The 22,519-nt window shown below is 48.4% G+C and carries 19 protein-coding genes; 8 read left to right on the forward strand and 11 right to left on the reverse strand.

The features are described from left to right. Positions 1-582, reverse strand: coding sequence for a PilN domain-containing protein (locus F458_RS0106145; RefSeq protein WP_018982515.1), 582 nt, complete (start codon positions 580-582; stop codon positions 1-3). After that, positions 570-1,634, reverse strand: coding sequence for a type IV pilus biogenesis protein PilM (pilM, locus tag F458_RS0106150; protein ID WP_026294538.1), 1,065 nt, complete (start codon positions 1,632-1,634; stop codon positions 570-572). Before pilM ends, F458_RS0106145 begins: the two co-directional genes overlap by 13 nt. A gap of 142 nt (positions 1,635-1,776) precedes the next feature. Between pilM and F458_RS0106155 the strand changes: the two genes are divergently transcribed. From F458_RS0106155 to F458_RS0106195, 7 genes are all read left to right on the forward strand, one after another. Next, a complete protein-coding gene (locus tag F458_RS0106155; RefSeq protein WP_018982517.1) occupies positions 1,777-4,422 on the forward strand; it encodes a penicillin-binding protein 1A in 2,646 nt (881 codons plus the stop codon). Between the two features lie 62 nt (positions 4,423-4,484). After that, the gene (locus F458_RS0106160) at positions 4,485-6,176 is read left to right on the forward strand and encodes an NAD-dependent malic enzyme (protein ID WP_018982518.1); all 1,692 of its coding nucleotides are present in this window, start codon (positions 4,485-4,487) and stop codon (positions 6,174-6,176) included. Between the two features lie 406 nt (positions 6,177-6,582). After that, complete coding sequence (locus F458_RS0106170; RefSeq protein ID WP_018982520.1) at positions 6,583-7,569, forward strand: DUF4382 domain-containing protein; 987 nt, start codon at positions 6,583-6,585, stop codon at positions 7,567-7,569. Between the two features lie 145 nt (positions 7,570-7,714). Then, on the forward strand, positions 7,715-8,569 hold the full coding sequence (yghU, locus tag F458_RS0106175) for a glutathione-dependent disulfide-bond oxidoreductase (protein WP_018982521.1): 855 nt from the start codon (positions 7,715-7,717) through the stop codon (positions 8,567-8,569). A 906-nt stretch (positions 8,570-9,475) separates the two neighbouring features. Beyond that, positions 9,476-9,940: a hypothetical protein gene (locus F458_RS0106185; protein ID WP_018982523.1), complete on the forward strand. Its 465-nt coding sequence runs from the start codon at positions 9,476-9,478 to the stop codon at positions 9,938-9,940. Between the two features lie 19 nt (positions 9,941-9,959). After that, positions 9,960-11,000, forward strand: a complete 1,041-nt coding sequence (locus F458_RS0106190; RefSeq protein WP_018982524.1) for a DUF2235 domain-containing protein — start codon at positions 9,960-9,962, stop codon at positions 10,998-11,000. Positions 11,001-11,268: 268 nt separating this feature from the next. Next, a complete protein-coding gene (locus tag F458_RS0106195) occupies positions 11,269-12,582 on the forward strand; it encodes a Na+/H+ antiporter NhaC family protein (RefSeq protein ID WP_018982525.1) in 1,314 nt (437 codons plus the stop codon). A gap of 47 nt (positions 12,583-12,629) precedes the next feature. Here F458_RS0106195 and F458_RS0106200 read toward each other — a convergent pair whose 3' ends face one another. The 8 genes from F458_RS0106200 to argC all read right to left on the reverse strand — a co-directional run bounded on the left by F458_RS0106200 (position 12,630) and on the right by argC (position 20,775). After that, positions 12,630-13,505, reverse strand: coding sequence for an alpha/beta hydrolase family protein (locus F458_RS0106200; protein WP_018982526.1), 876 nt, complete (start codon positions 13,503-13,505; stop codon positions 12,630-12,632). A 159-nt stretch (positions 13,506-13,664) separates the two neighbouring features. Continuing rightward, positions 13,665-14,054, reverse strand: coding sequence for a hypothetical protein (locus F458_RS0106205; RefSeq protein ID WP_018982527.1), 390 nt, complete (start codon positions 14,052-14,054; stop codon positions 13,665-13,667). A gap of 71 nt (positions 14,055-14,125) precedes the next feature. Next, positions 14,126-15,439 (reverse strand): amino-acid N-acetyltransferase, encoded by a 1,314-nt coding sequence (argA, locus tag F458_RS0106210; RefSeq protein WP_018982528.1) that lies wholly within the window; start codon positions 15,437-15,439, stop codon positions 14,126-14,128. 3 nt (positions 15,440-15,442) lie between these two features. Then, a complete protein-coding gene (gene argH, locus F458_RS0106215; RefSeq protein WP_018982529.1) occupies positions 15,443-16,825 on the reverse strand; it encodes an argininosuccinate lyase in 1,383 nt (460 codons plus the stop codon). Between the two features lie 10 nt (positions 16,826-16,835). Beyond that, entirely contained in the window at positions 16,836-18,047 is a 1,212-nt protein-coding gene (locus F458_RS0106220) for an argininosuccinate synthase (RefSeq protein WP_018982530.1), read from the reverse strand. 12 nt (positions 18,048-18,059) lie between these two features. Next, positions 18,060-18,971: an ornithine carbamoyltransferase gene (locus F458_RS0106225; protein ID WP_018982531.1), complete on the reverse strand. Its 912-nt coding sequence runs from the start codon at positions 18,969-18,971 to the stop codon at positions 18,060-18,062. Further along, positions 18,968-19,759, reverse strand: coding sequence for an acetylglutamate kinase (argB, locus tag F458_RS0106230; protein WP_018982532.1), 792 nt, complete (start codon positions 19,757-19,759; stop codon positions 18,968-18,970). The genes F458_RS0106225 and argB overlap by 4 nt, the downstream gene beginning before the upstream one ends. Beyond that, on the reverse strand, positions 19,756-20,775 hold the full coding sequence (argC, locus tag F458_RS0106235; protein WP_026294539.1) for an N-acetyl-gamma-glutamyl-phosphate reductase: 1,020 nt from the start codon (positions 20,773-20,775) through the stop codon (positions 19,756-19,758). The genes argB and argC overlap by 4 nt, the downstream gene beginning before the upstream one ends. A 468-nt stretch (positions 20,776-21,243) precedes the next feature. On the opposite strand from argC, the gene F458_RS0106240 reads away from it, so the two are divergent. Beyond that, positions 21,244-21,651: a methylglyoxal synthase gene (locus F458_RS0106240; protein ID WP_018982534.1), complete on the forward strand. Its 408-nt coding sequence runs from the start codon at positions 21,244-21,246 to the stop codon at positions 21,649-21,651. On the opposite strand, the gene F458_RS0106245 is transcribed toward F458_RS0106240, so the two are convergent. Then, on the reverse strand, positions 21,648-22,400 hold the full coding sequence (locus F458_RS0106245) for a Spy/CpxP family protein refolding chaperone (RefSeq protein WP_018982535.1): 753 nt from the start codon (positions 22,398-22,400) through the stop codon (positions 21,648-21,650). The genes F458_RS0106240 and F458_RS0106245 overlap by 4 nt on opposite strands. Positions 22,401-22,519 lie beyond the last annotated feature (119 nt).

Below are 22,519 nucleotides of genomic sequence, written 5' to 3' on the forward strand. Positions count from 1 at the left end.
CTAACTCTTCTTGGTAGGGGTGTCAGCCGACACTGGCGCAACATCCGGACTGATATTAAAGGTCAGAGTGAAACCACTGACAGCATCAGCGGCCGAGGTATCAGCGACAATTGATGAAAGATCGCCGGCAGAAAAGACACTGGAGTTTTCAAGTCGCCGCATAAAATCGGACAGACGATTATTCGACTCGCTGATGCCCTCAATGGTTATAAGGTTTCCTGAGCGTTGCATGGAGCGAAAAGAAACGCCCGGTGGCACAATTTGCGCCAGTTCGTGAAAAATACGTGGCGCTACATTGCGGCTTACCTGTAACTGACCAATAAGAGCCATGCGTTGCTCGATGGCATTTTTCTTTTCTTTTATTTTCTGTATCTGGGAAATTTGCGCATCAAGCTTATTAATTTCCTGAGTAAGAAATGTATTGCGCATATTTTGGTTGTGAGTTTGACGATCAATGGCCTGACCGACGCTCCAGAAAATAAAGCCGATGATCAGGGCCACCAAAGCCAGCGAGCCTAAATAATTTTTCTTTTGTAACTGGCGCTGTTGTTCGCGCCAGGGAAGCAGATTTACATGTGCCATGTGTCGAAACTCCGGCTTGCCAGACCTGCAGCAATTGCCAATTGCGGGGCGACATCGTGCAGACGTTGAGCGTCAATTTTTTCACCAATTTGCATATTAGCGAACGGATTAAATATCTCGATATCCAGACCCAGGTCCTGCTGCAGTGCATCGGTGAGCGCTGGCAGTGTCGCGCCCCCTCCGCTTAATAATAATTTGGATGGACGCTCTGCATGGGCGGTACTGATATACATCTGCAGTGCCCGGTTAATTTGCTGGACCAGGTTGGCTGTGAAAATCGGCAGGGTTTCCTGTTGCCAATTCCCGGTCAGGGTTTTCGCCAGCAACTGTCTTTCTGCCTCTTCTTTGTCCAGCATCTGAATCACAGAGATATCCTGCACCAGCATGCCCATGCCAAAGGTATGCTCCTTGGCATATATCACTTCGTTATTTTGCCAGACACAAACCTGCAGCAGCGTGGCGCCAATATTGATACAGCAAAGCCGTTCATCTTTACCAGCCGGATAAAAATGAGTAAGGGCATTGCCCAGCGCATAGCCCTCAATATCAACAACTTTGGGCTCAAAAGGAACTTCTCTGACAAGCGTAATACGGTTGTCTACCATATCTTTGTGCGCTGCTGATAACAGCACATTTACTTTACCTGCATGGCTTTTACTTGGCCCAAGCTCCTCAAAGTCCAGATACACTTCATCAAGGGGGTAGGGAATTAAGCTGTCAGCTTCTATTTCTATCTGACCTTCCAGTTCATAATCGCTCTGGTCTGGCTCCATCTGTACTATCTTTGTGATCACAGATGTGCCGGAAACCCCAATGGCTACGTGTTTCCCTTTTACTTTAAGTGCTTTTTGTACTTTCTTGAGGGCCAGGCTCACCGCATCGAAATCACGGATTTCGCGTTCATTAAAGGCCTCTTTGTTGATCATTTCACAGGCAAAGCCCGCCAGTTTGCACTGGTCGCCGGATTTCTCAATTAGCACCGCTTTAATTTGACGAGTGCCTATGTCAAGGCCCACAATAGACGGCATCTTTTTCCTAAACAACGATTTCATGGTGGTAACCGGTGATCCAAAGTTTGGGGTCTGCTTTAAATTAGAATCTTACGCACTTTTTTTGAATATATGGTTCTCATAAAAGCACGTACGTATAGAATATTAATCAATTGGGCATTTCGGCCTTGGTAATGAAGTCTTCGTGAAGTTTTTAAAATCCCTTTTAATTCTTACTTTTATCGGCGCTATCATCGGCTCAGCAGCCTTGATCGGTATTTATTTTTATATCAAACCAGACCTGCCCAGTGTCACTGTTCTGAAGGATGTTAAGTTGCAAACGCCCATGCGTATTTACACACGTGATGGCAAGCTCATCTCTCAGTATGGAGTTAAACGGCGGATCCCAGTGAAACTTGAGGAAGTTCCGCAACAAATGATTGATGCGATACTGGCCACTGAGGACAGCCGGTTCTATCAGCATGCGGGGATTGACCCTATCGGAATTGGACGGGCTGCATTAAATTTGCTGGTAACGGGCGAAAAACAACAGGGTGCCAGTACGCTCACCATGCAGCTGGCCCGCGGTTTCTTTCTGACGCGTGAGAAAACTTACATCCGTAAGATTAAAGAAATCTTTATTGCCTGGCATATGGAGCAGTTGCTGAGCAAAGAAGAAATCCTTGAGCTTTACCTGAATAAAGTCGAGCTCGGCCATCGTGCCTTCGGGGTTGGTGCTGCTGCCCAGGTATACTATGGCAAACCCCTGCAGGCACTCAACCTGGCCCAAATGGCAACCATCGCTGGTCTGCCCAAGGCACCATCCGTGCTAAATCCAATCAGCAGGCCAGACCGCGCGGTAGAGCGTCGCCGGGTGGTTTTATTGCGCATGCTGGATGAGCAGTTAATAAGCCGGCAGCAATTTGATGAGGCTAACGCAGCATCGGTGACCGCGAAAAAACATGGTGCTGAAATTGAGGTTAGTGCGCCGTATCTGGCGGATCTCATTTACAATGAAATGGTTGAGATTTACGGCAAAGAAGAAGCCGAAACCGGCGGATATCAGGTTTATGCCACCGCGCCCTCCCAAATTCAGGAAGCCGCTCAAAATGCAGTGGTCAGAAACCTGCATGATTATGATGAGCGCCACGGCTACCGTGGACCGTTGGGCTATTTGTGGAATCAGCCTGAAGCCGAAGAAGAGACATTGCCGAAATCTCAACGTGACTCGTCAAGTACACAAAATGATGAAGATGAGCCGGTAGCCACTGCGCAAACCTGGAATCACCAGCAGATCGTCGATGCACTGAATGCTTACAAGCGGCTTGGTCCACTGGTGCCGGCAGTGGTCACTGAGGTACTGGAGCAGTCTCTAGAGGTGGTAGATGCTGACGGGCAGAAGCGAACGTTAACCTGGCAGAACATCGACTGGGCGCGCCCATATATTACCGACTCCCGTCAGGGTGACGAACCAGAGGTGGCTGCGGATATTGTTCGCGAGGGTGCGGTCATTCATATTCGTAAACAAGAAGGCCAATGGCGATTAGCTCAACTGCCCACAGCAAGTGGTGCATTGATCGCCCTGAATCCAAAAAATGGTGCAGCACAGGCAGTGATAGGTGGCTACAGCTTTTATGAAAGCCAGTTTAATCGTGCCACGCAAGCCAAGCGGCAGGTGGGCTCAAATATCAAACCCTTTGTTTATTCAGCCGCCTTACACAGTGGCTACACCACCGCCTCGATTATAAACGATGCGCCTATCAATCAATGGAATCAGGCGACGGGCGTGGCGTGGCGCCCTAAGAACTCCCCTCCGGAGTACGATGGACCTATTCGGATGCGGGTCGCCCTGGGGAAATCCAAAAACGTGGTGTCGGTGCGTCTGCTGCGGGGCGTCGGGCTGGATAATACTGCTACCTACCTTGAACGGTTTGGCTTCGCCCGTGAAGATATCCCACGGGATGAAACCCTGGCGCTGGGGTCAGGCTCGCATACGCCGCTAGAGGTTGCCCGCGGCATGGCAGTCATTGCCAATGGTGGCTATCTAATAAACCCTCACTTTATCGATCGAGTGCTTGATGAGCAAAACACATTGTTATGGCAATCGGATCCTGTCTGGGCCTGTGACGAGTGCGATGAAGACAGCGATGAAATGCAAAACGATGTTGAGTCGCGCCTGGCGCAGGCATTGGATGTAGGTCTGGAGACCTCACCGGGTGAACCGGCCAAACGTCCGGCGCCGCGGGTTATCAGTGCGCAAAACGCCTTTTTGGTGGCCGATATGATGCGTACCGGTGTGCAGGCTAATGGTAGCTGGAATAAAAAAACCTATTGGATGGGGACCGGCTGGCGGGCAAAAAATCTGTTGCAGCGCAATGACCTGGCAGGCAAAACAGGTACTACCAACGATTCAAGAGACGCATGGTTTTCAGGTTTTCAAAAAAACCTGGTGGTAACGGCCTGGGTCGGGTTTGATGATATGAACCGCAATCTGGGTCGCGCTACCCGAAATCAGAACCTGATCAATCGTAATCCTGATCGGTTCAACTGGATTGGCAACGCTATGATTGGCAGTGAAAGCGGTTCGCATGCAGCGCAGCCGGCCTGGATTCGGTTTATGCAGGTGGTGTTAGATGGAGAACCCGAGGCCGCCTTGCCGACCCCGGAAGATATTGTGCGGGTGCGAATTGATCGTACCAGTGGGAAGTTGACCCGGCGCACCGACCATACGACACTATTTGAGTATTTTGAAAAAGGAACAGAACCGACAAGTTATGTCAGAGATGATGATATTGTCGATCCTGCACAAGAAAATACAAAAAACGCGCCTGAGCCAGAAGAAATATTTTAACTCACTTTTGTACCTGAGAGGGCTCAGGGCAGAGATTGCCTGAACTAACATTCGGAAGAACAATGTCCCAAGACGAAAACCGATATCTTTACATCCCCCATTCCGGGCCTTCATTATTAGAAACACCGCTGTTGAACAAGGGCAGTTCGTTTACAGCCCGGGAGCGAGCTTCATTCAATCTGACCGGTTTGCTGCCACCGCGCTTTGAAACCATCGAGGAGCAGGTCGAACGCGCTTATATGCAGTACAACACGTTTGATGACCCGCTTAACAAGCATATCTATCTTCGGGCTATCCAAGACAATAACGAAACGTTGTTTTATCGGTTGGTCCAGCGCCATATAGATGAAATGATGCCTATTATCTATACCCCGACAGTGGGGGATGCCTGTGAACAATTTTCTGATATATACCGCTCCTCACGAGGCTTGTTTGTATCGTGGGAAGAGCGTCATCAGTTGGATGATATTGTTCGCAATGCTACGAAACGAAAGGTCAAAGTTATTGTAGTGACCGATGGAGAACGTATTCTTGGTCTGGGCGACCAGGGAATTGGTGGCATGGGGATTCCCATCGGGAAGTTATCGCTGTATACCGCCTGCGGTGGTATTAGTCCGGCTTACACATTGCCAGTGATGCTGGATGTGGGCACAAATAATGAAAAGCTGCTCAATGATCCTATGTATATGGGCGCACGGCACCCGCGTATCGGGCAGCAGGATTACGATGAATTTATCGATATGTTCATCAAGGCAGTAAAGCGCCGCTGGCCCGAAGTCATGATTCAGTTTGAAGATTTTGCTCAACCCAACGCTATGCCACTGTTAAATCGGTATCGCGATGAAATCTGCTGTTTCAATGATGATATTCAGGGGACCGCAGCGGTGACACTGGGGACTATTCTGGCGGCCTGTCGAATGAAGTCGCAGAAGTTGTCAGATTTAAACGTGGTCTTTGTCGGCGCTGGCTCGGCCGGATGTGGTATCGCTGAAATGCTGGTTCAGCAAATGCGACATGAAGGTTTATCTGATGAAGAGGCGCGTCGACAAATCTTCATGGTCGACAGGTATGGACTGCTCACCGAAGGGATGAGTGATCTACGGGATTTCCAAAGCAAGTTGGCTACGCCGCTTGCGCAGATTGAAAGCTGGAGTTTTTCTGGTGAGTATGCGTCTCTGCTAGATGTGGTTAACTGCGTACACCCTGATATTCTGATTGGGGTTTCCGGTCAGCCCGGCTTGTTTACTGAGCAGGTGGTGAAGGCTATGAAGCTTAACTGTGAACTTCCTATCATCTTCCCCTTAAGTAATCCATCCCGCCAGGTTGAAGCAAGACCTGAACAGGTTATCGAGTGGACCGACGGTGAGGTGGTTATTGCCACGGGCAGTCCGTTCAAGCCTGTTGAGTATAAAGGGAAAACATTCCCTATTGCGCAATGTAATAACAGCTACATTTTTCCAGGTATCGGCTTAGGTGTCATCGCCAGTAAAGCCAGACTGATAAGTGATGAAATGTTGATGGCTGCCAGCAATGCGCTAGCGTCAGCATCACCACTGGCAAATACCGGCACCGGCGAACTGTTGCCCCCGCTGACCCAAATTGCTGACTTAGGCAGGCAGATAGCCTATGCCGTCGGCAGGGTTGCTATGGAGCAGGACCTGGCGCTTGAAATGACTGAGGAAGCCTTAATGGAAAGTATCGAACGTAACTTCTGGCAACCGGAATACCGGCCTTATAAGCGTGTCAGTATTTAAGTTTCTGGCATAAATTAAAAAAAGCGGCCTGGCCGCTTTTTTTGTATGTACTGACAGCCTGTTAATGGTTTGTCTGTATCTGGCAACATATTTTGCTTGCGCGCTTTTTCCCGCAATTGTCTGACCCGCCACACCTTGCAAAATAAAGGCAAGTGATCCTGATGGTTATCCTGGTTAATAACTGAGCATCTGCCTGATCTCATGATAACGCTTACAGTCAAGTGTTGCAGGACTGCAACATTTGCTCTTTTGTAGCTATTCCATTCTTGCACAAAAAATATATAAGTTTATGAAAATATAGCGGTTTGTTGATGTGGCACAGTTGTCGCTTAACCTTGGGCATACGTCAGGTCACGACGGCTTGTTGCTATAGGTGGCGGATTTACAGTAACGAAAGGAAACCGATTTGTTGCACCTAGTACTGACAGAAAATGTAACTGTCCCTGTAATCAAGAAAAAGTTGCGTAATGCAGCGTGTTTGCCCTTGTTGTTTGCACTTGGTGCCTGTGGCGGCTCAGGAAGCGATAGTGACACAGTCTCGGAAAATCAAAATACAGATACTGAGCGTTTTATTACAAACTTTACGCTCAACATTTCAGATGCCCCGGTAGATAACGCCTCAGAAGTGATGGTCTATTTCAGGGAAGTTGAGTTAATCGGCAACGGTGATCCCATCATCATTGATGTCAGCGACTCTACCGGTAGCCCGCGAATGATTGATTTACTCACGTTGCAGGGAGAGAAATTTGTCAATCTGATAGACGATTTTGAAATTCCCTCCGGCCAGTATAGCCACCTACGCATGGTTATTGAAGAGGATTCGTACATTGTTATGGACTCGGGGACGTATCCGCTGTCGGTACCTGGACAAAAGCTGAAGCTTGATGGATTTGTTGCCGAACCGCAAACAGATCAGACATTCACTGTAGAGTTTGATTTGCGCAAAAGCTTAGTCAACCCGGTGGGGAAAAACGAGGTTTTTCTCAAACCCAGAGGTGTAAGGCTGGTTCGGAATGATACGGTCGGGACGCTACTGGGGAGAGTATCTATGGGGCTTATAAATGACGCAGACTGTATGGTTAAAGCAGATGCGCATAGGGGCAATGCGGTGTACTTGTATGAGGGAATTGCGCTTGATACGTCTATGCTGGGTGATGATGCTGACCTTCAAAGCGGTGAGATTCGGCCTGTAACGTCAGCCAATGTTATCTATGACGACACCGCAGACACATACAATTTTACTCTTGGTTATGTGCCGGCTGGCGATTATACCCTCGCATTTAGTTGTCTGGCGTACCAGGATGAGCCGGAAACAGATGAAGATTTTGAATTTCAGGCAGTTGAAGAAACGGTCGTCGTGGCGGGTGAAACAACCCCGGTGACATTCAACTAGCTAACCAGTTTGCGAGCAACGGAAGGCTCGCCTTTTATTTAACAGGGCAGAGGCATGATGTGTCTGCCCTTTTTTATAACCGCTCAACCAAAATCAGATATATCGCGTACCTAGCCTATTAGTTACTATGCGCAACGGAGCGATAATGAGCAAAGAGAAAAGCCAATATACCCCGCCCAAAGTGTGGAAATGGGAAAAAGAAGACGGCAGCCAGTTTTCCAAAACTAACCGACCTTCGTCGGGCCCTACTCATGAAGAAGCCTTACCGGTCGGGGAACATGATCTTCAGCTCTACTCCATGGCCACCCCCAACGGTCAAAAAGTCACCATAATGTTGGAAGAACTGCTGGCAGCCGGCGTGAAAAAAGCCGACTATGACGCCTGGCCTGTGGCCATTGGTGATGGCGATCAGTTTTCCACCGGCTTTGTGGGTGTAAACCCGAATTCAAAAATCCCCGCTTTGATGGATCACTCACAAAATCCACCTATCAGACTTTTTGAGTCAGGCTCAATCCTTCAGTATCTGGCCGAAAAATTTGAACGCTTTGTGCCTGAGGACCCTATTGCCCGCACCGAATGTAACAACTGGCTGTTCTGGCAAGTTGGTTCAGCACCTTATCTTGGCGGCGGTTTCGGCCACTTTTACGCCTATGCTCCCTATAGCATGAAGTACCCGATTGATCGCTTCACGATGGAGACCAAACGTCAGCTGGACGTGCTGGATAAGCATCTGTCGTTTAATGAGTATATGGCCGGGGATGAATACTCTATCGCTGATATGGCGATTTGGCCGTGGTATGGAAATCTAGTATTGGGTAAGTTGTACGATGCAGCAAAATTTCTGCAGGTAGAGGACTATACACATCTAATGCGCTGGGCAAAGCAAGTCGCGGAGCGTAAAGCGGTGCAGCGCGGCATCATTGTGAATCGTTTCTGGGGTGATGACGCCCAACTGAAAGAGCGCCACAAAGCCAGCGATATCGATAAAGCGATGAAGTAGAATCATTGGGGGCAACGCTGCTTGCCCCCTGAATAGAATGTTCTCGTATGGTGGATAGTGTCCAGTATTAATTTCTTTTTGTAAAAGGGTTCATACACAAACAGTAGGTCCACTGTGTTTAGCTTATCTTTTATCGTTTCAGGCGACTGTCATTCCTATTTATCCGGTTTTCGTTTTATCCAGTGGTTCGAAAACACGATGTATAAGCTAAAGATTAGGAGTGCGATAATTATTATCACGGTAAGATTGAAGGCTTCTGGATGTCGTTCTGCATAATATGTTGACCGTCCTTGCCATGAAATATGCCCTTCTGTGTATGCAATATATAGCTGATAAGTAAAAATAGAATCCAGCGAACAGCATCATGGCTTTTATATAAATAATTACTGCCATAAAACCTTTGTTGTGATATGCCTTCAGATTAGCGGGTTGCTTAACTCTGTCCTCTACTTTCTGACAGATTTTGAAGTATCGAAGCGGATGAGCGGCTTTATCAATTGCCTCCCGCGCTTCTAATAAATCTCTCAGGCTGTAAGTCGAGTAGTCTGGTTCCATTTCTATTCTTCCCTGGCGCTATATTACTAACGCTACCATGATCGTCTAAGAGTGGCGGTGCAATTTTATATCGCTACTCTGTTATCTGTGCCTCTGATTTGGCACTTTTCAACGCGTAGTCTATAAATACCTTTAGTAACGCCAAGTTAATATACCTATCTCAGTTTGACTATGCATATGCTTTAAACCCTGCCGTATACATCGCTGAATTAACGGCTACATAGTTCCTACTTGCTGTGAGACCTATCTTTGCTGTCTGGCTATAAGAGACAACGAATTTGTGTAGTAGTGCGACCAGGCTTAGCCCGTCTCTCTACGATCGCCCTCAACGTTTATGAGGAGTGAGCAATTATGCCAAAAATTGTCGATTTGACTGACGAGCAGTTCAAACAACTATTAGATGAATATTACGCCCCACCGGGTAAACGCAGCAAGATGACTCAGGATGAAGTGAAGGCGCTTGCTGAGCGACTTAACGATCTCATCAATGTTCCCATCATCGGCGAAACTACGGAAGAGAAGATTCTTATCAAGGTCGTTCTCAAAGTCGATGGCTTTCTGTATGACAGCTTGCCTAATGAAATTTATGGCTTGGTCAGAAGTGTCGATAAGGGCCTTTCAGATGATGAAGCCACACGTCTGATAAGCAGACTGTCAGGTCTTGCGAATCAAAAAATCGATATTCCGTATTTACCGGAATCGGCAGAGTTCATCGCTATTCGTTTTGTCATTGGTGTCATCATCAACGCGGCGCGAAAAGGCTGGGATTTTTATAAAGCAAAGGATGCAGACCAGTCTGAACTAATGGCAGCGTAAAATTGCAGGAGAAATCCTCATGAAACATATTGTTATTTGCAGTGATGGTACCTGGAATCGTCCGGAAAAGGATGCAAAAAAAGATTTGCCTACTAACGTACTGAGGTTTGCCAGATCAATAAACCCTGTGACAGAGAAGGGCGTTGCTCAGCAAGTATTTTACGACTGGGGGATCGGGAGTTATTACGACAATCTAAGTGGCGGTATTACGGGTAAAGGCGTTATGAAAAATATTCAGGATGCCTATCGGTATATAATCCAAAACTATACTGCGGGTGACAAACTTTTTTTGTTTGGCTTTAGTCGAGGGGCATATACTGTACGCTCTCTGTGTGGCCTTATTAATAATTGCGGCATTTTAAAACGCGAACATGCAAACCGCGTTGAAGACGCTTTCACTATATACAGAAAAAAGGGAGCACAAAATAAGCCCTCCGGCGAGAACTCGGTAAACTTTCGCAAAGAGTACAGTCATCCAAGCCGGGAAGTATTTTTTGTGGGTGTCTGGGATACCGTTGGCGCATTAGGCATTCCCATATCTTTTCTAGGCCTTTTTGAAGATCGTGATGAGTTCTATGACACCAAATTAGGCAAAAATGTGCGAGTAGCCCGGCATGCCTTGGCGATAGATGAGAGACGCGAAGATTTTATGCCCGCTATATGGGATCCGGTACCTGGTTTAGATTTAAAGCAAACCTGGTTTTGCGGCTATCACAGTGATGTAGGAGGTGGCCTCAAACCCGATGACAATGGAGATTTAGCGTCACACATTCCCATGCAGTGGATGGCTAATCAAGCGAGCCAGTTCGGGTTGGAATTAGAGCTGCACTGGACGAAAGCCACACAAGCCAGTCAATTACCAAAACTCAACCCTTCTAAACGGCATTTTTACCGACTGAGAGGCGAGCACATGAGACGTATAGCGCACGGTAAGGGTACAGTATCTATACACCAATCGGTTAAAGACCGATTTGAAAAAGATAAAAGGTATGCCAAAGATGCTGAAAATCTTCGGGATTATGTGGAGAAGTACGGCTGGCCAAATGAGTGTGAGAAATAGACGCTTTTTTGAAGTAAAGCGCTGGTTACCATTATATTAACATAGCGCCGGCGGCAGACTTAGCCAATTACCAATTTAAGTGTACTCGCTTAATCCTAATCTGACAGCGGCACCTTAAAAACGGGTACTTGTCACATCGAGTCTGACCCCGTACACCTGAATTTAGAGAATAATTTACTTTTTTTTAGCCTAAGTAATTACTTGAAAGCACCGGCAGATGCGCTAGGCTCCTGCGCTGACCTTTAGTTTTCATTCTGGTGTAAGCGCAATGCAGTCCTCTCCATCCCCTAACATTCTGGGTATCACCCCAATATTTGTTTTTGTCGCGCTGATTATCAGCGCTGGTGTGGCAACCAGTGACATTACCGCGATGCCGGTATTGGTCGGATTTATGCTGGCTGCTGGCTATGCACTGTTGCTGCAGCCTAAAGACAAACAACTGTCGATAACTGAAAAAGTGCAGCTGTTTTGCCAGGGTGGTGGTAATAGTAATATCATCCTGCTGGTCATTATCTTTTTGATGGCCGGAGCGTTTTATTCGCTGACCATCGACATTGGTGCCCGGGATGCTACGGTAAATCTGGCACTGACATGGGTACCGCAGTCTCTGATCTTACCCGGCTTGTTTGTTATTTGCTGTTTTATTTCTTTTGCCATGGGAACCTCCATGGGCACAATTACGGCGCTCTCGCCTATTGGTGTGGGGCTTGCTGAATCACTAGGCCTCTCGGTGCCACTATTGTTGGGCGTAGTTATCTCCGGAGCAATGTTTGGGGATAATTTGTCTTTTGTATCAGATACCACAATCGCCGCAACCCGGAGCCAAAACGTAAAGTTAACCGATAAGTTTAAAGCCAACCTTCTGGTGGTTCTGCCGGCGGCAATCTTAACTGCAATTGTTTTATTTTCACTGGATGTGGGGCACCCACCACAACTGGAGGAGAAATCCTATGACCTTATCAATGTGCTGCCTTTTGTAATTATTGTAGGCTGCGCCCTTATTGGAATGAATGTCGTTCTGGTGCTTGCCAGTGGCATTGGTAGCGCTGCCGCAGTAGGTCTTTTAAACGGCTCATTGGATACGCTGGGCTTGTTTGCCAGTATTCAGACCGGTATGGACTGGATGCAGAACCTGGCACTCATCGCTATCACCATAGGCGGTATTGTGGCGCTGATGAGCGCATACGGCGGCATTAGCTGGCTCATTCGTTTGCTAACCCGGCGAGTCAGGTCAAAGCGGGGCGCGGAATTGAGTATCGCATCGCTGGTAAGTTTTTTGGATCTTACCACCGCGAACAACACTATCGCTATCGTTACCGCCGGCCCCATTGCTAAAGATTTAGGTGGCGAATATGATGCTGACCCCAGGCGTATTGCCAGTTTACTCGATATTTTTTCCTGTGCCTGTCAGGGCCTGGTGCCATACAGTCCGCAACTGCTCACGGCAGCCGCTATTGGTGGGATCTCACCACTTTCGTTAACCCTGTATTGCTGGTATCCAATGATGTTGATGGTTTTTGGCCTGCTGTCTGTAGCCACCGGATGGCCGAAGTTTAACCAGCCAGTTGAAGCGAGTCTTTAAATCGCAAAGAAATCATACGAGAAGAGGAAGATCGCATTGTCTTGCGACTAAAACGTACCTCCCTCTGGCTGTAAATGTTCATCGAAAAAGTTCGTCACTAATGGCCACAGGCGCCGGGAATGGCGGGAGAAAAAGCGCATGTGGCCAATATCATCCAGACCGAAAGCAGCCGGGTAAAGGACACAGTAGCGGGCATTGCTACCTTCGTACACCGCAATCATTTCTTTAAGGTTTGCTTCGTTGGCAATATCATCATCACTGGCAATAATCCACTTAGAAGGGATTGTCAGGCTGGAATAATAATGTTCAGTAACCTCTTTGCCAAAACTGGTTTGAACATAGCCTGAGCCATTGCACCACTGCCGCCATTGGCGTGCAACGCCTCTGGGCAGGGGTTCACCCATGCCTATCCAGTGCGCTTTAGTATGGCCGAATATGAGATTTGAAAGAGGGATGAAAAAATTCATGAAGAAGTGCGCTTTCAGCCGATAACGCAATCGCATGTTTCGCAGCGAGCCTGAAGAGCTGCCAAAGTTTATGAAAGCTTTTAGTTTATGTGCATTGTTCATCAGGCCAATCAGCTGGCCACCGGCGCTATGACCCACAAGAAAATATGATTGTCCGGGAAAATACTTTTCTATTGTGTTGAGGGCAGCAGGCATATCCTGCTTTCCCCAGGCGATAAGGTCGGCATCGCTTTTACGCAATGTGGTATTGACGGATTCACCAATCCCACGGTTATCGAAAGTCAGTACGGCAAATCCGTAATCAGCTAAAAAGGTTGCGAAATTTGTATAGAATTGCCGTTTGATACCTGTAGCCGGCGCGATTATTATTGCCCCGCACAGCGGTTTAGTGGGCCTGAAAAGTGTACCTGACAACCGATAGCCATCTTCGCATTGAAGCGTAACAGGCTCTTGCATATGTCTTCCTCTTACCATTATCTTACCAGTAGAAGCTATTCAGCAAGAAGAATCAACCCTGCTGGCTTCGTATAGACAATGGCAAGCCGGACTAATTCACTACAGAGTGTGCGATTGCTTAAATAAAATGCAGATTCATACAAAACAGTAAAATTACGTTTAAGATGCGGGTATATTGCTGTCACATTTATCCCAGTCACGCTGAGTTAATGCTCTTAACAAGGCGGCGTTGAAATGTTTGGCATAGACAGTGGCTACCGCAGCATATTTCTCATATGCATAACTGTCTTGTTCATAACTGGTATTGGATAGTTCTTTCGTTCCAAACCGGGTGACCAGACATTCGGGAACCGCAGGCTCCGTAACGCTATCACCATCTCTGACTATCAGAAAACGAAAATCACGGTTACCAAAATCTTCTTCAGCCGCATACTCAGGCATGCCTGAAAGAAGCTTCTTCATTTTTCTGTCATTGGGCTGTTTTACATAGCTGCAGCCGCCGGCAAGAAAAATAAAGAGAGAAAAATAGCAGATTAAGCGGTAATTCATAGCATGAGCCTTTCTGGTTGCGCACGCGAGATTCTACGTGAGAATAACCGGCAATGCCATGCAGATTCGTGTCAGCCCAATGCAAGGGTGAATACTTTGGAATTACGCTGAAAGTTATACAGTTCCTTTTTGGCGCCGGGTAAAACTCTTATATCCGCTGGTACAAAACCCTGCTCAAGAAACCAATGGGCGGTAAGGGTGGTCAATACAAATAGTGTACTTATCTGATTTTCCAGGGCACGATTTTTCACCGCCTCGAGGATACGCTCGCCGCGATTTTTACCGCGGTAGTCAGCATGAGTGGCAACACAGGCAAGCTCTGCGCAGTTATCTTCCGGGTACAGATACAAAGCGGCACATCCGATAATCATGCCGTCGCGCACAATGACAATAAATTGATCAATCTCACTTTCCAGTCGTTCACGGGAGCGTTTAACCAGTGCGCCACTCTCTTCCAACGGTTTTATCAGATTTAAAATACCACCGACATCGTCAATGGTAGCCGGGCGTAGTTGCTCGTAATGGTGCTCTAATACTAAAGAGCCGGTTCCATCGCGGGTAAATAATTCCTGCAACAGAGCACCGTCTTTTTCGTAACTGACGCAATGGGCCCGGGGGATACCCGCTGCTACGCTGGTGGTTAGTGCGCGTAATACTGTTTTTTCAGTATTGATCTGGCCCGATGCGATCATCTCTTCAAGAAGCGGCCGTTCGATGGTGCGCAACAGTTTTCCATCTTGGTTGTACACGCCATCATAGTTTGAAAAAACGATTATCTTGTCTGCTTCAAGCGCAATGGCGGCCTGGGTGGCGACATCTTCGTGAGACAGGTTGAACACCTCACCGGTGGCAGAGTAGCCCATGGGAGACAATAAAACGATAGAACCATCATTGAGATGGTCGTTGATGCCGGTAGTATCGATACGTCGCACCATCCCGGTGTTTTCAAAGTCAATACCATCGCGCACACCCATAGGCTTGGCAACCACCAGGTTACCGGTACAAACACGTATTTGCGCACCATGCATAGGCGAGTTTGGCAGGCCCATTGTCAATAACGCCTCAATCTGAGAGCGCACAGAGCCAGCCGCATCTTTGACACACTCCAGCGTAGGTTTATCCGTTACCCGCACGCCATTGGCAAAGCGACTTTCGATGGCTCTTAAAGCCACCCGCTCATCAATCTGGGGCCGGGCCCCATGTACCAGTACCAGTCTGACCCCTAAACTCGCCAGCAAGGCGATATCGTGAATGATATTGGCAAAGTTGTCATGCTCAATGGCCTCTCCCCCAAACATCAGCACAAACGTTTTGCCCCGGTGCGCATTGATGTACGGGAGCGAGTTCCGGAACAGTTTAATCCCTTCCTGGTGCTGTAAAACCATTGTTTAATCCTTTGCCGCTAGCTCAGACAACGCTTTATCCAGCGCATCACTCACTGTTTGCATGCTGGTGCCACCGAGTATATTGCGCTTGTTGATACCGTATTCAAGCTGCAATACCGGATAAACATCTTCATCAATTTTATCGCAGACTGCCTGCAGGCTAGTTAAGGATAAGTCTTCAATGGCGCAGCCTTCCTGGATAGCTTTAAGAACCACCTGACCAGCAATATCGTGGCCGGTACGAAACGGAATGCCCTTTTCCACCAGATAGTCAGCCAGCTCGGTAGCATTAGCAAATCCCTGTGCGGCGGCTTCACGGCAGCGTGACTCGTTAAGGCTCAGTGAGTCCAACACCTCTGCGGCAATGCACAGGCAGCAATGCCATTGGTTTACTGTGTCTATGGCGCCTTCTTTGTCTTCCTGCATATCCTTGTTATATGCCAGGGGCAAGCCTTTCATCGTGACCAGTAGCGATTGCAAGGCACCAAATACCCGGCCACATTTACCTCGCATCAGCTCCAGCGCATCAGGATTTTTCTTTTGCGGCATTAATGAAGAGCCGGAGGTTACTGCATCACCCAGCTGTAAAAAGCCGGCTTCCCCTGAATTGTAAAAAATCAGATCTTCTGCCATACGTGAAATATGCATCATGCTGGTGCTGGCACAAAACAACAGCTCCAGTACAAAATCCCGGTCAGAGACTGCATCCAGGCTGTTTAGGCAGGGGCCATCAAACCCAAGTTCTTCGGCAATAGCATGACGGTCTACCGGGTAGGTTGTACCGGCCAGTGCGCCGCAACCCAGGGGGCACTGATTAAGGCGTGTGGTCAAATCCTCCAGCCGGGTTATATCCCGCTTAAACATTTCCACATAAGCCAGACACCAGTGGGCGAATAAGACCGGCTGGGCACGCTGCAAATGCGTATAGCCAGGGATAATGGCCTCGCGGTGACGATCGGCCACGTTCAGCAATGCACCTAAAACAGTGTGCAAATCTTCACGTAAAGAAGTCACGTGGGCGCGCACCCACAGCCTAAAATCCGTGGCAACCTGATCATTTCTGCTGCGTCCGGTATGCAGTTTTCTGCCAGTATCCCCAAGCTTTTCAATCAGCGCTGCCTCAACAAAGCTGTGAATATCCTCTTCGGTACTGGCCGAGAAATCCAGCAAGCCCTGTTCTGCCTGTTCTTTTAGTTCACTAAGTGCCAGTGCCAATTGCTTCTGTTCATCGGCAGTCAACACTCCCGCTTTATACAACGCTCTTGACCAGACTATCGAGCCTTGCAGATCCTGCACCGCCATTACCTGATCAAATGGCAGAGAGTCGTTGACCTGACGAAACATACTACTGCTACCAGCACTGAATCGGCCGCCCCATAACGCCATAAATTTCTCCTTATTTGTGCTGGTCTTTCAGTGCAGCAATACGGCTGGATAAACTGAACAGACGGATGAAGCCTTCGGCGTGTTTTTGGTCGTAGACATCATCGGCACCAAAGGTGGCAAAGTCTTCTGAGTAAAGGCTGTTAGGAGAACGGCGCTGGGTTACGGTAGCGGTACCCTTGTAAAGTTTAACGACAATATCTCCGGTCACTTTTTGAGCGAAAGCGTCTGCGCCAGCCAATAAGGCATCATTTAAGGCGGTGAACCACCGCCCGTCATACATAACATGCGCAAACTCCAGACCGATCTGTTCACGGTATTTTAAGGCGGCCTTATCCAGCACCATGGTTTCCAGTGCTTTATAGGCTTTCATCATCACCGTGCCGCCGGGGGTTTCATAGCATCCTCGAGATTTCATGCCAACTAACCGGTTTTCGACGATGTCGATTCGCCCCACGCCGTGCGCTGCAGCCAGTGTATTAAGCTTTTCCAGTGCCTGATAGGGCGAAAGTGCTTCGTTATTCACATGGGTCAATTCGCCCTTATTAAAAGACACTGTGACCCGCTCAGGTTGGTCAGGCGCCTGTTCCGGATCTACCGTCATGGTCCAGACCTGCTTTGACGGCTCCTGCCAGGGATCTTCCAGCTCGCCGCCTTCATGAGAAATGTGCCAGGCATTGGCATCGCGGCTGTAAATTTTGGTGGCAGAAGCCGTCGTTGGGATATCCCGTTGGGCCAGATAATCCAGCAAGTCTTCCCGTGACACCATGTCCCATTCCCGCCAGGGAGCGACGACCTGTAGATCTGGTGCCAGCGCCGCAAAGGTACTTTCGAACCGCACCTGATCGTTGCCCTTACCGGTGCAACCATGACTCAGCGCATCGGCGCCAACCTTACGCGCCACCGCAACCTGGGCTTTTGCGATAACCGGGCGTGCCATTGACGTACCCAGTAAATATTCACCTTCATAAACGGCACCGGTTTTGATAGTGGGATAAATATAGTCTCTTACAAACTCCTCTTTAAGGTCAACGATATGGCATTCACTGGCGCCAGAGGCGATGGCCTTATCATGTAGTCCTTCCAGTTCATCGTCTCCCTGACCCACATCAGCGGCAAAGGCGACCACTTCGCAGTCGTAATTTTCTTTAAGCCAGGGCACGATGGCAGATGTGTCCAATCCGCCGGAATAAGCCAGTACTACTTTGTTTACTTTTTTAGTCATTTCCAAATCCTCTTACGCACCCAGCAACTGGGTTAAAATAGCGTTTTGCCCATGCATGCGGTTTTCCGCCTGGGTCATTAATAATGCACTGTCGCTGTCGATCAGCGAGCCGGTTATCTCTAAATCACGGTGGGCTGGCTGGCAGTGCATCACAAACCGTGCACCGCTTTGCTGCATCAGGGCTTCGTTAACCTGATAGGGCATGAATTTTTCTTTAATCGTTGCTAGCGGCGTATCGTCACCCATCGATAACCACGTATCGGTGTACAATATATCGGCGCCTTTCGCTGCGCTCAGATTGTCACTTTGTGTAATACGGGCGCCAGTGGACTGGGCAATTGACTGGGCTTTTTTTATTACAGCCTGGTCAACATTATGATCTGCAGGGGTGATGACAACCTGATGACAGCCAAGTAACGCACCGGCAATCAACAAAGAATGCGTGACATTATTACCGTCACCAATATAAGCCAGCGTCATTCCTTTTACCTGTCCAAAGGTTTCGTAAATGGTCAGGTAATCGGCCAGTGCCTGACAGGGATGGTAAACATCACACAGGGCGTTTATCACCGGTACCCGGGCCGCCTGAGCAAATTGCTCCAGGGTACGGTGGGAAAATACTCTGGCCACAATAGCATCTGCCCAGCAGGACAGGTTGGCGGCAACATCTATGGCATCTTCTCGACCAGCCAGTTTACCGGCCTGACTGTCGAGATACACCATATGTCCGCCCAGCTTGTTAATGCCGATATCAAAACTTACCCGGGTTCGCAGCGACGGCTTTTCAAATAGCGCGACCACTGATTTTCCTTTTAGTACATTGGCATAGCGAGCAGGCGATTGCTTTATCGTCTGGGCCAATGTCAGCAGTTGCTCCATGGCCTCGGGCGTCCAGTCTGCAAAAGTAAGTAAATCCTGTTTCATGAAATCTCTCCGGCGTGTGCAGCGTCTGGTTGTATCTGTGAACCAGTGTTGGCGTTGAGTATGTCCTGGGGTGAAGCCTGCCAGCTGGCGATAAAGACAGCCCGACCTAACTCATTGGCGGCCTGCAGCGCAGCATCGGTTTTCACTTTCATGCCTTCAGTGATAACCTTGGTTTCGACCAGGGATGCCAGTTGTTGACGGTTCAGCATGGGCAGCCGCTGCCCCTGGTCATCCAGCACTCCCTCAACGTTTGACAGTAATAACAATTCAGCGCCCAAAAGCTGAGCGATGGCAGTGGCGGCCTGATCAGCATTGATGTTGAGTAAACGTCCCTCATTATCACAGCCAATAGAACTTATAACCGGCAGCATCTGCTCGCTAATAAGCATCTCCAGTAATACGCTACTGCCCGGCGAGGCCAGGCCGACCGCCCCTAACTCAGCAGACATCACCTGACAGTGAATCATGTTACCGTCCATCAGGGACAATCCAATGGGAGTCAGTCCGCCGGCTATAGCAAGCGCGCACAGTTGTTTATTAGCGGTGCCTGCCAGCGCGCCGCATACCACCGGCATGTGTGCATCGGGCGTCACCCGCAACCCATCGATTTTGTGACTGGTCAGCCCCAGTTTATTCATCATCGATTCGACCACAGGACCACCACCGTGAACCAAAACGACCGCCCGCTCTTGTTGCAGTTGTGCAATATGCTGCATGAGCAGGCGCGCCGCTTCTTTATTATCAAGCAGCGCGCCGCCTACTTTTAAAACCACAGGATGAGACATCATGAAAAAAGTAATCCTTTTTCTGAAGGCAGACCGCTGATGAGGTTTGCACATTGTATAGCCTGAGAAGCTGCACCCTTCATGACATTATCGATAGCCACGCCAATAACCGCATAGCCACTATCTGTATCAAGTTTAGCGTGAACATCCACGAATGGGGTCAGGGCAACATCGTCCACTTTGGGGAAATGGTCCAAAAGCCGCACTAGTGGCTTATCCTGATAAGCACTCTTAAACGCATTCTCAAGTTGCGTCGGATTGGTTTGCGGTACCGTTTTGACGGTAACCGTGGCCAGAATACCTCGTTTAAAGTTGCCTAAATGAGGCGTGAAAATGACCGGGGTGTGAGCATAAGCCTCAATTTCAGGCGTATGCCGGTGACCAAGAACACCGTAGGCCTGCAGACTGACTTCATAGAAGCTGGTGGTCAGGCTCGCCTTTCTGCCAGCACCACTCACGCCTGAGACTGCATTGATAACCGGACGAACCTGTGTATCCAGCAAACCAGCTTCCATCAGTGGTTTAAGGGCAAACAATGCGGCAGTGGGGTAACATCCGGGCACCGCAATGACAGAGGCCTCGGCAATTTCCTGCGGATACCATTCCGCCAGCCCATAAACAGCTTTAGCCAGTGCGGTATCCGCGGTATGGGAGAAACCGTAATATTGTTTGAATACTTCAGTGTCTTTTAATCTAAAGGCTCCGGAGAGATCCAAGACCTTGGCATTGCCGGCGCTTAAAGGTTCTACCCATTTATGGCTGGCCTGGTGGGGGGTAGCAAGAAAAATCACATCCATGGTACTGGCCAGCAGCTCAATCAGATTATCGCTGACCGGCTCTAGCTCCATAGCCGGCAAATGAGATAACCGGGGATGCAATGAGGTTATTGTTTTGCCAGCGTCATCACTCTGGGCAGAGACCAGCGTGCGTTTGAGTACCATCTGCGGATGATTGCTGACTAATTCGACTAACTGCGCCCCGGCATAACCGCTGGCGCCAATAATTGATACTTTTAACATAATGACAGTGTAGACAAGAAAGTAAAAAAGCACCTTCTACCTTTATCACCTGGTGCCAGAGGGCGACCGAATACACAGATAAAGCTAAAAGGTGGGCTACGTATATACGCGTGCTATGCGGGAAAACGTCGTCGGGCACACCGCGAAACGCAGCGAGTCGAGGGAGTAACAACCGGTAATGAGGCATCATCTGATGGATAATAGCCTGCGAATGTTTTCGTCATACAAGTATCCTAATGAAAATGACGGTTGAACGGGACGAAGAGTCATCTTACCTAATTAGAATAAATATTCAAATAATTTATATAAATATTTATTCTGGTCAGATCTGCTACCAATGTTCACACTTCTTGTAAGCACTTGATATATACTTTCAAACAATCGGTCTGAAAGTATATTCGGCCATTGAAATCATTTGGTTATCAGCCTATAAAGAGCGCTTAACAGCTAAAAAACAGGTTCACCGATATGTTAAAACGAATAGCTCTGGTCGCCCACGATCATAAAAAGAACGAACTCTTAACGTGGATAAATAAACATCTAAGCATAATGAAACAATGTGACATAGTTGCTACAGGCACCACTGGTCAGCGTATTAACGAAGAAACCGGGTTAACGGTACAGCGTCTTAAAAGTGGTCCATTGGGCGGGGACCAGCAAATCGGTGCAAAAATCGCAGAAGGTGAGCTGGATGCACTGTTTTTCTTTTGGGACCCGCTAAACCCAGCGCCTCACGACCCCGATGTCAAAGCCTTGCTCAGGCTTTGTTCAGTATGGAATATTCCGGTAGCCTGTACCAGCGCAACGGCGGATCTGATAGTGACCTCGCCGTTGTTTTTGAGTCAGGATTTCACCCCTGAAAAACCGGCATATTAATAATACCTGCTCCGGTGATGGCCTCGTTTAGGTGCATGGTGCATCTTTGCGAGCATTTCTGATTGCGCTGGGGTCAGTTGCGCAATCAGCCCGTTTTTACGATGAAACCTGCTAAGAGCCGCAGTGCGCTTTTCGCCAGCATAGGTATCAAACCAATCCAACCAGGCCGCTTCATCAAAGTTTTCGGCATAAATCATTTCGCGTTCTTGATCTCGCAAACGTAAAAATAGTTGTTTTGTGTCCCGTTTAATCTCCACACCGGCATTGACAATGGCAGTGATTGCCAGCTTTTGCGCAGCCGATAAATCTAACGCGCCAAAGTGCGCAGGAAGCCCGTCAGTGCGGCCCTCTGGGTGATGTTTGCGAGCCGGCTTACGGGCTCCTTTTTCTTTCAGCGCCTGCTTTTGTGTTGTGCTAAGCAACTGATAGATCTCATGGCGTGCCTTAGCGCGCGCTAATGCTTTTTCTTTGTGTTTTTGGATGCGCTCGCTAAACGCCGCCAGAAATGCATTCTCATTTTCAAATTCTATTAGGTCAGCATGATTCCGTTTTGCTTGCTGACGGTTCTGCGGACGCAATGACGTTACGATTTCTCGAATCTGGGCCTGTTGCGTGGTGGTCAGGTTCAGCGAGTGGTAGACCCGTGGAATACCAGACCGTTGCTGCCCATGGTGATTCTTTGCACTTGCTAGCCCTGATGTGGTGAACAAGACTGCGCTGATTGTTGCGATTAGTAGTGGTTGTTTCATTGCTATCTCCTGAGTTGACGAGACTCAGTGTAAAAGTCTTTTCTGCAAAGAAGGGTCTGGACTGTGTAAAGCTTGTGTAAAGATATTGGCAGTTGCGGGATTTACTCTGGCTTTAAGCT

The organism is Salinimonas chungwhensis DSM 16280 (genome assembly GCF_000378185.1).
GTDB classification, from domain to species: domain Bacteria; phylum Pseudomonadota; class Gammaproteobacteria; order Enterobacterales; family Alteromonadaceae; genus Alteromonas; species Alteromonas chungwhensis.

What these genes read in the sequence shown, in the direction of transcription:
- F458_RS0106145 (WP_018982515.1), bottom strand. Translation starts at nt 582, where the DNA reads ATGGCACATGTAAATCTGCTTCCCTGGCGCGAACAACAGCGCCAGTTA.
- pilM (WP_026294538.1), bottom strand. Translation starts at nt 1,634, where the DNA reads ATGAAATCGTTGTTTAGGAAAAAGATGCCGTCTATTGTGGGCCTTGAC.
- F458_RS0106160 (WP_018982518.1), top strand. Translation starts at nt 4,485, where the DNA reads ATGTCCCAAGACGAAAACCGATATCTTTACATCCCCCATTCCGGGCCT.
- yghU (WP_018982521.1), top strand. Translation starts at nt 7,715, where the DNA reads ATGAGCAAAGAGAAAAGCCAATATACCCCGCCCAAAGTGTGGAAATGG.
- F458_RS0106185 (WP_018982523.1), top strand. Translation starts at nt 9,476, where the DNA reads ATGCCAAAAATTGTCGATTTGACTGACGAGCAGTTCAAACAACTATTA.
- F458_RS0106190 (WP_018982524.1), top strand. Translation starts at nt 9,960, where the DNA reads ATGAAACATATTGTTATTTGCAGTGATGGTACCTGGAATCGTCCGGAA.
- F458_RS0106195 (WP_018982525.1), top strand. Translation starts at nt 11,269, where the DNA reads ATGCAGTCCTCTCCATCCCCTAACATTCTGGGTATCACCCCAATATTT.
- F458_RS0106200 (WP_018982526.1), bottom strand. Translation starts at nt 13,505, where the DNA reads ATGCAAGAGCCTGTTACGCTTCAATGCGAAGATGGCTATCGGTTGTCA.
- F458_RS0106205 (WP_018982527.1), bottom strand. Translation starts at nt 14,054, where the DNA reads ATGAATTACCGCTTAATCTGCTATTTTTCTCTCTTTATTTTTCTTGCC.
- argA (WP_018982528.1), bottom strand. Translation starts at nt 15,439, where the DNA reads ATGGTTTTACAGCACCAGGAAGGGATTAAACTGTTCCGGAACTCGCTC.
- argH (WP_018982529.1), bottom strand. Translation starts at nt 16,825, where the DNA reads ATGGCGTTATGGGGCGGCCGATTCAGTGCTGGTAGCAGTAGTATGTTT.
- F458_RS0106220 (WP_018982530.1), bottom strand. Translation starts at nt 18,047, where the DNA reads ATGACTAAAAAAGTAAACAAAGTAGTACTGGCTTATTCCGGCGGATTG.
- F458_RS0106225 (WP_018982531.1), bottom strand. Translation starts at nt 18,971, where the DNA reads ATGAAACAGGATTTACTTACTTTTGCAGACTGGACGCCCGAGGCCATG.
- argB (WP_018982532.1), bottom strand. Translation starts at nt 19,759, where the DNA reads ATGATGTCTCATCCTGTGGTTTTAAAAGTAGGCGGCGCGCTGCTTGAT.
- argC (WP_026294539.1), bottom strand. Translation starts at nt 20,775, where the DNA reads ATGTTAAAAGTATCAATTATTGGCGCCAGCGGTTATGCCGGGGCGCAG.
- F458_RS0106240 (WP_018982534.1), top strand. Translation starts at nt 21,244, where the DNA reads ATGTTAAAACGAATAGCTCTGGTCGCCCACGATCATAAAAAGAACGAA.
- F458_RS0106245 (WP_018982535.1), bottom strand. Translation starts at nt 22,400, where the DNA reads ATGAAACAACCACTACTAATCGCAACAATCAGCGCAGTCTTGTTCACC.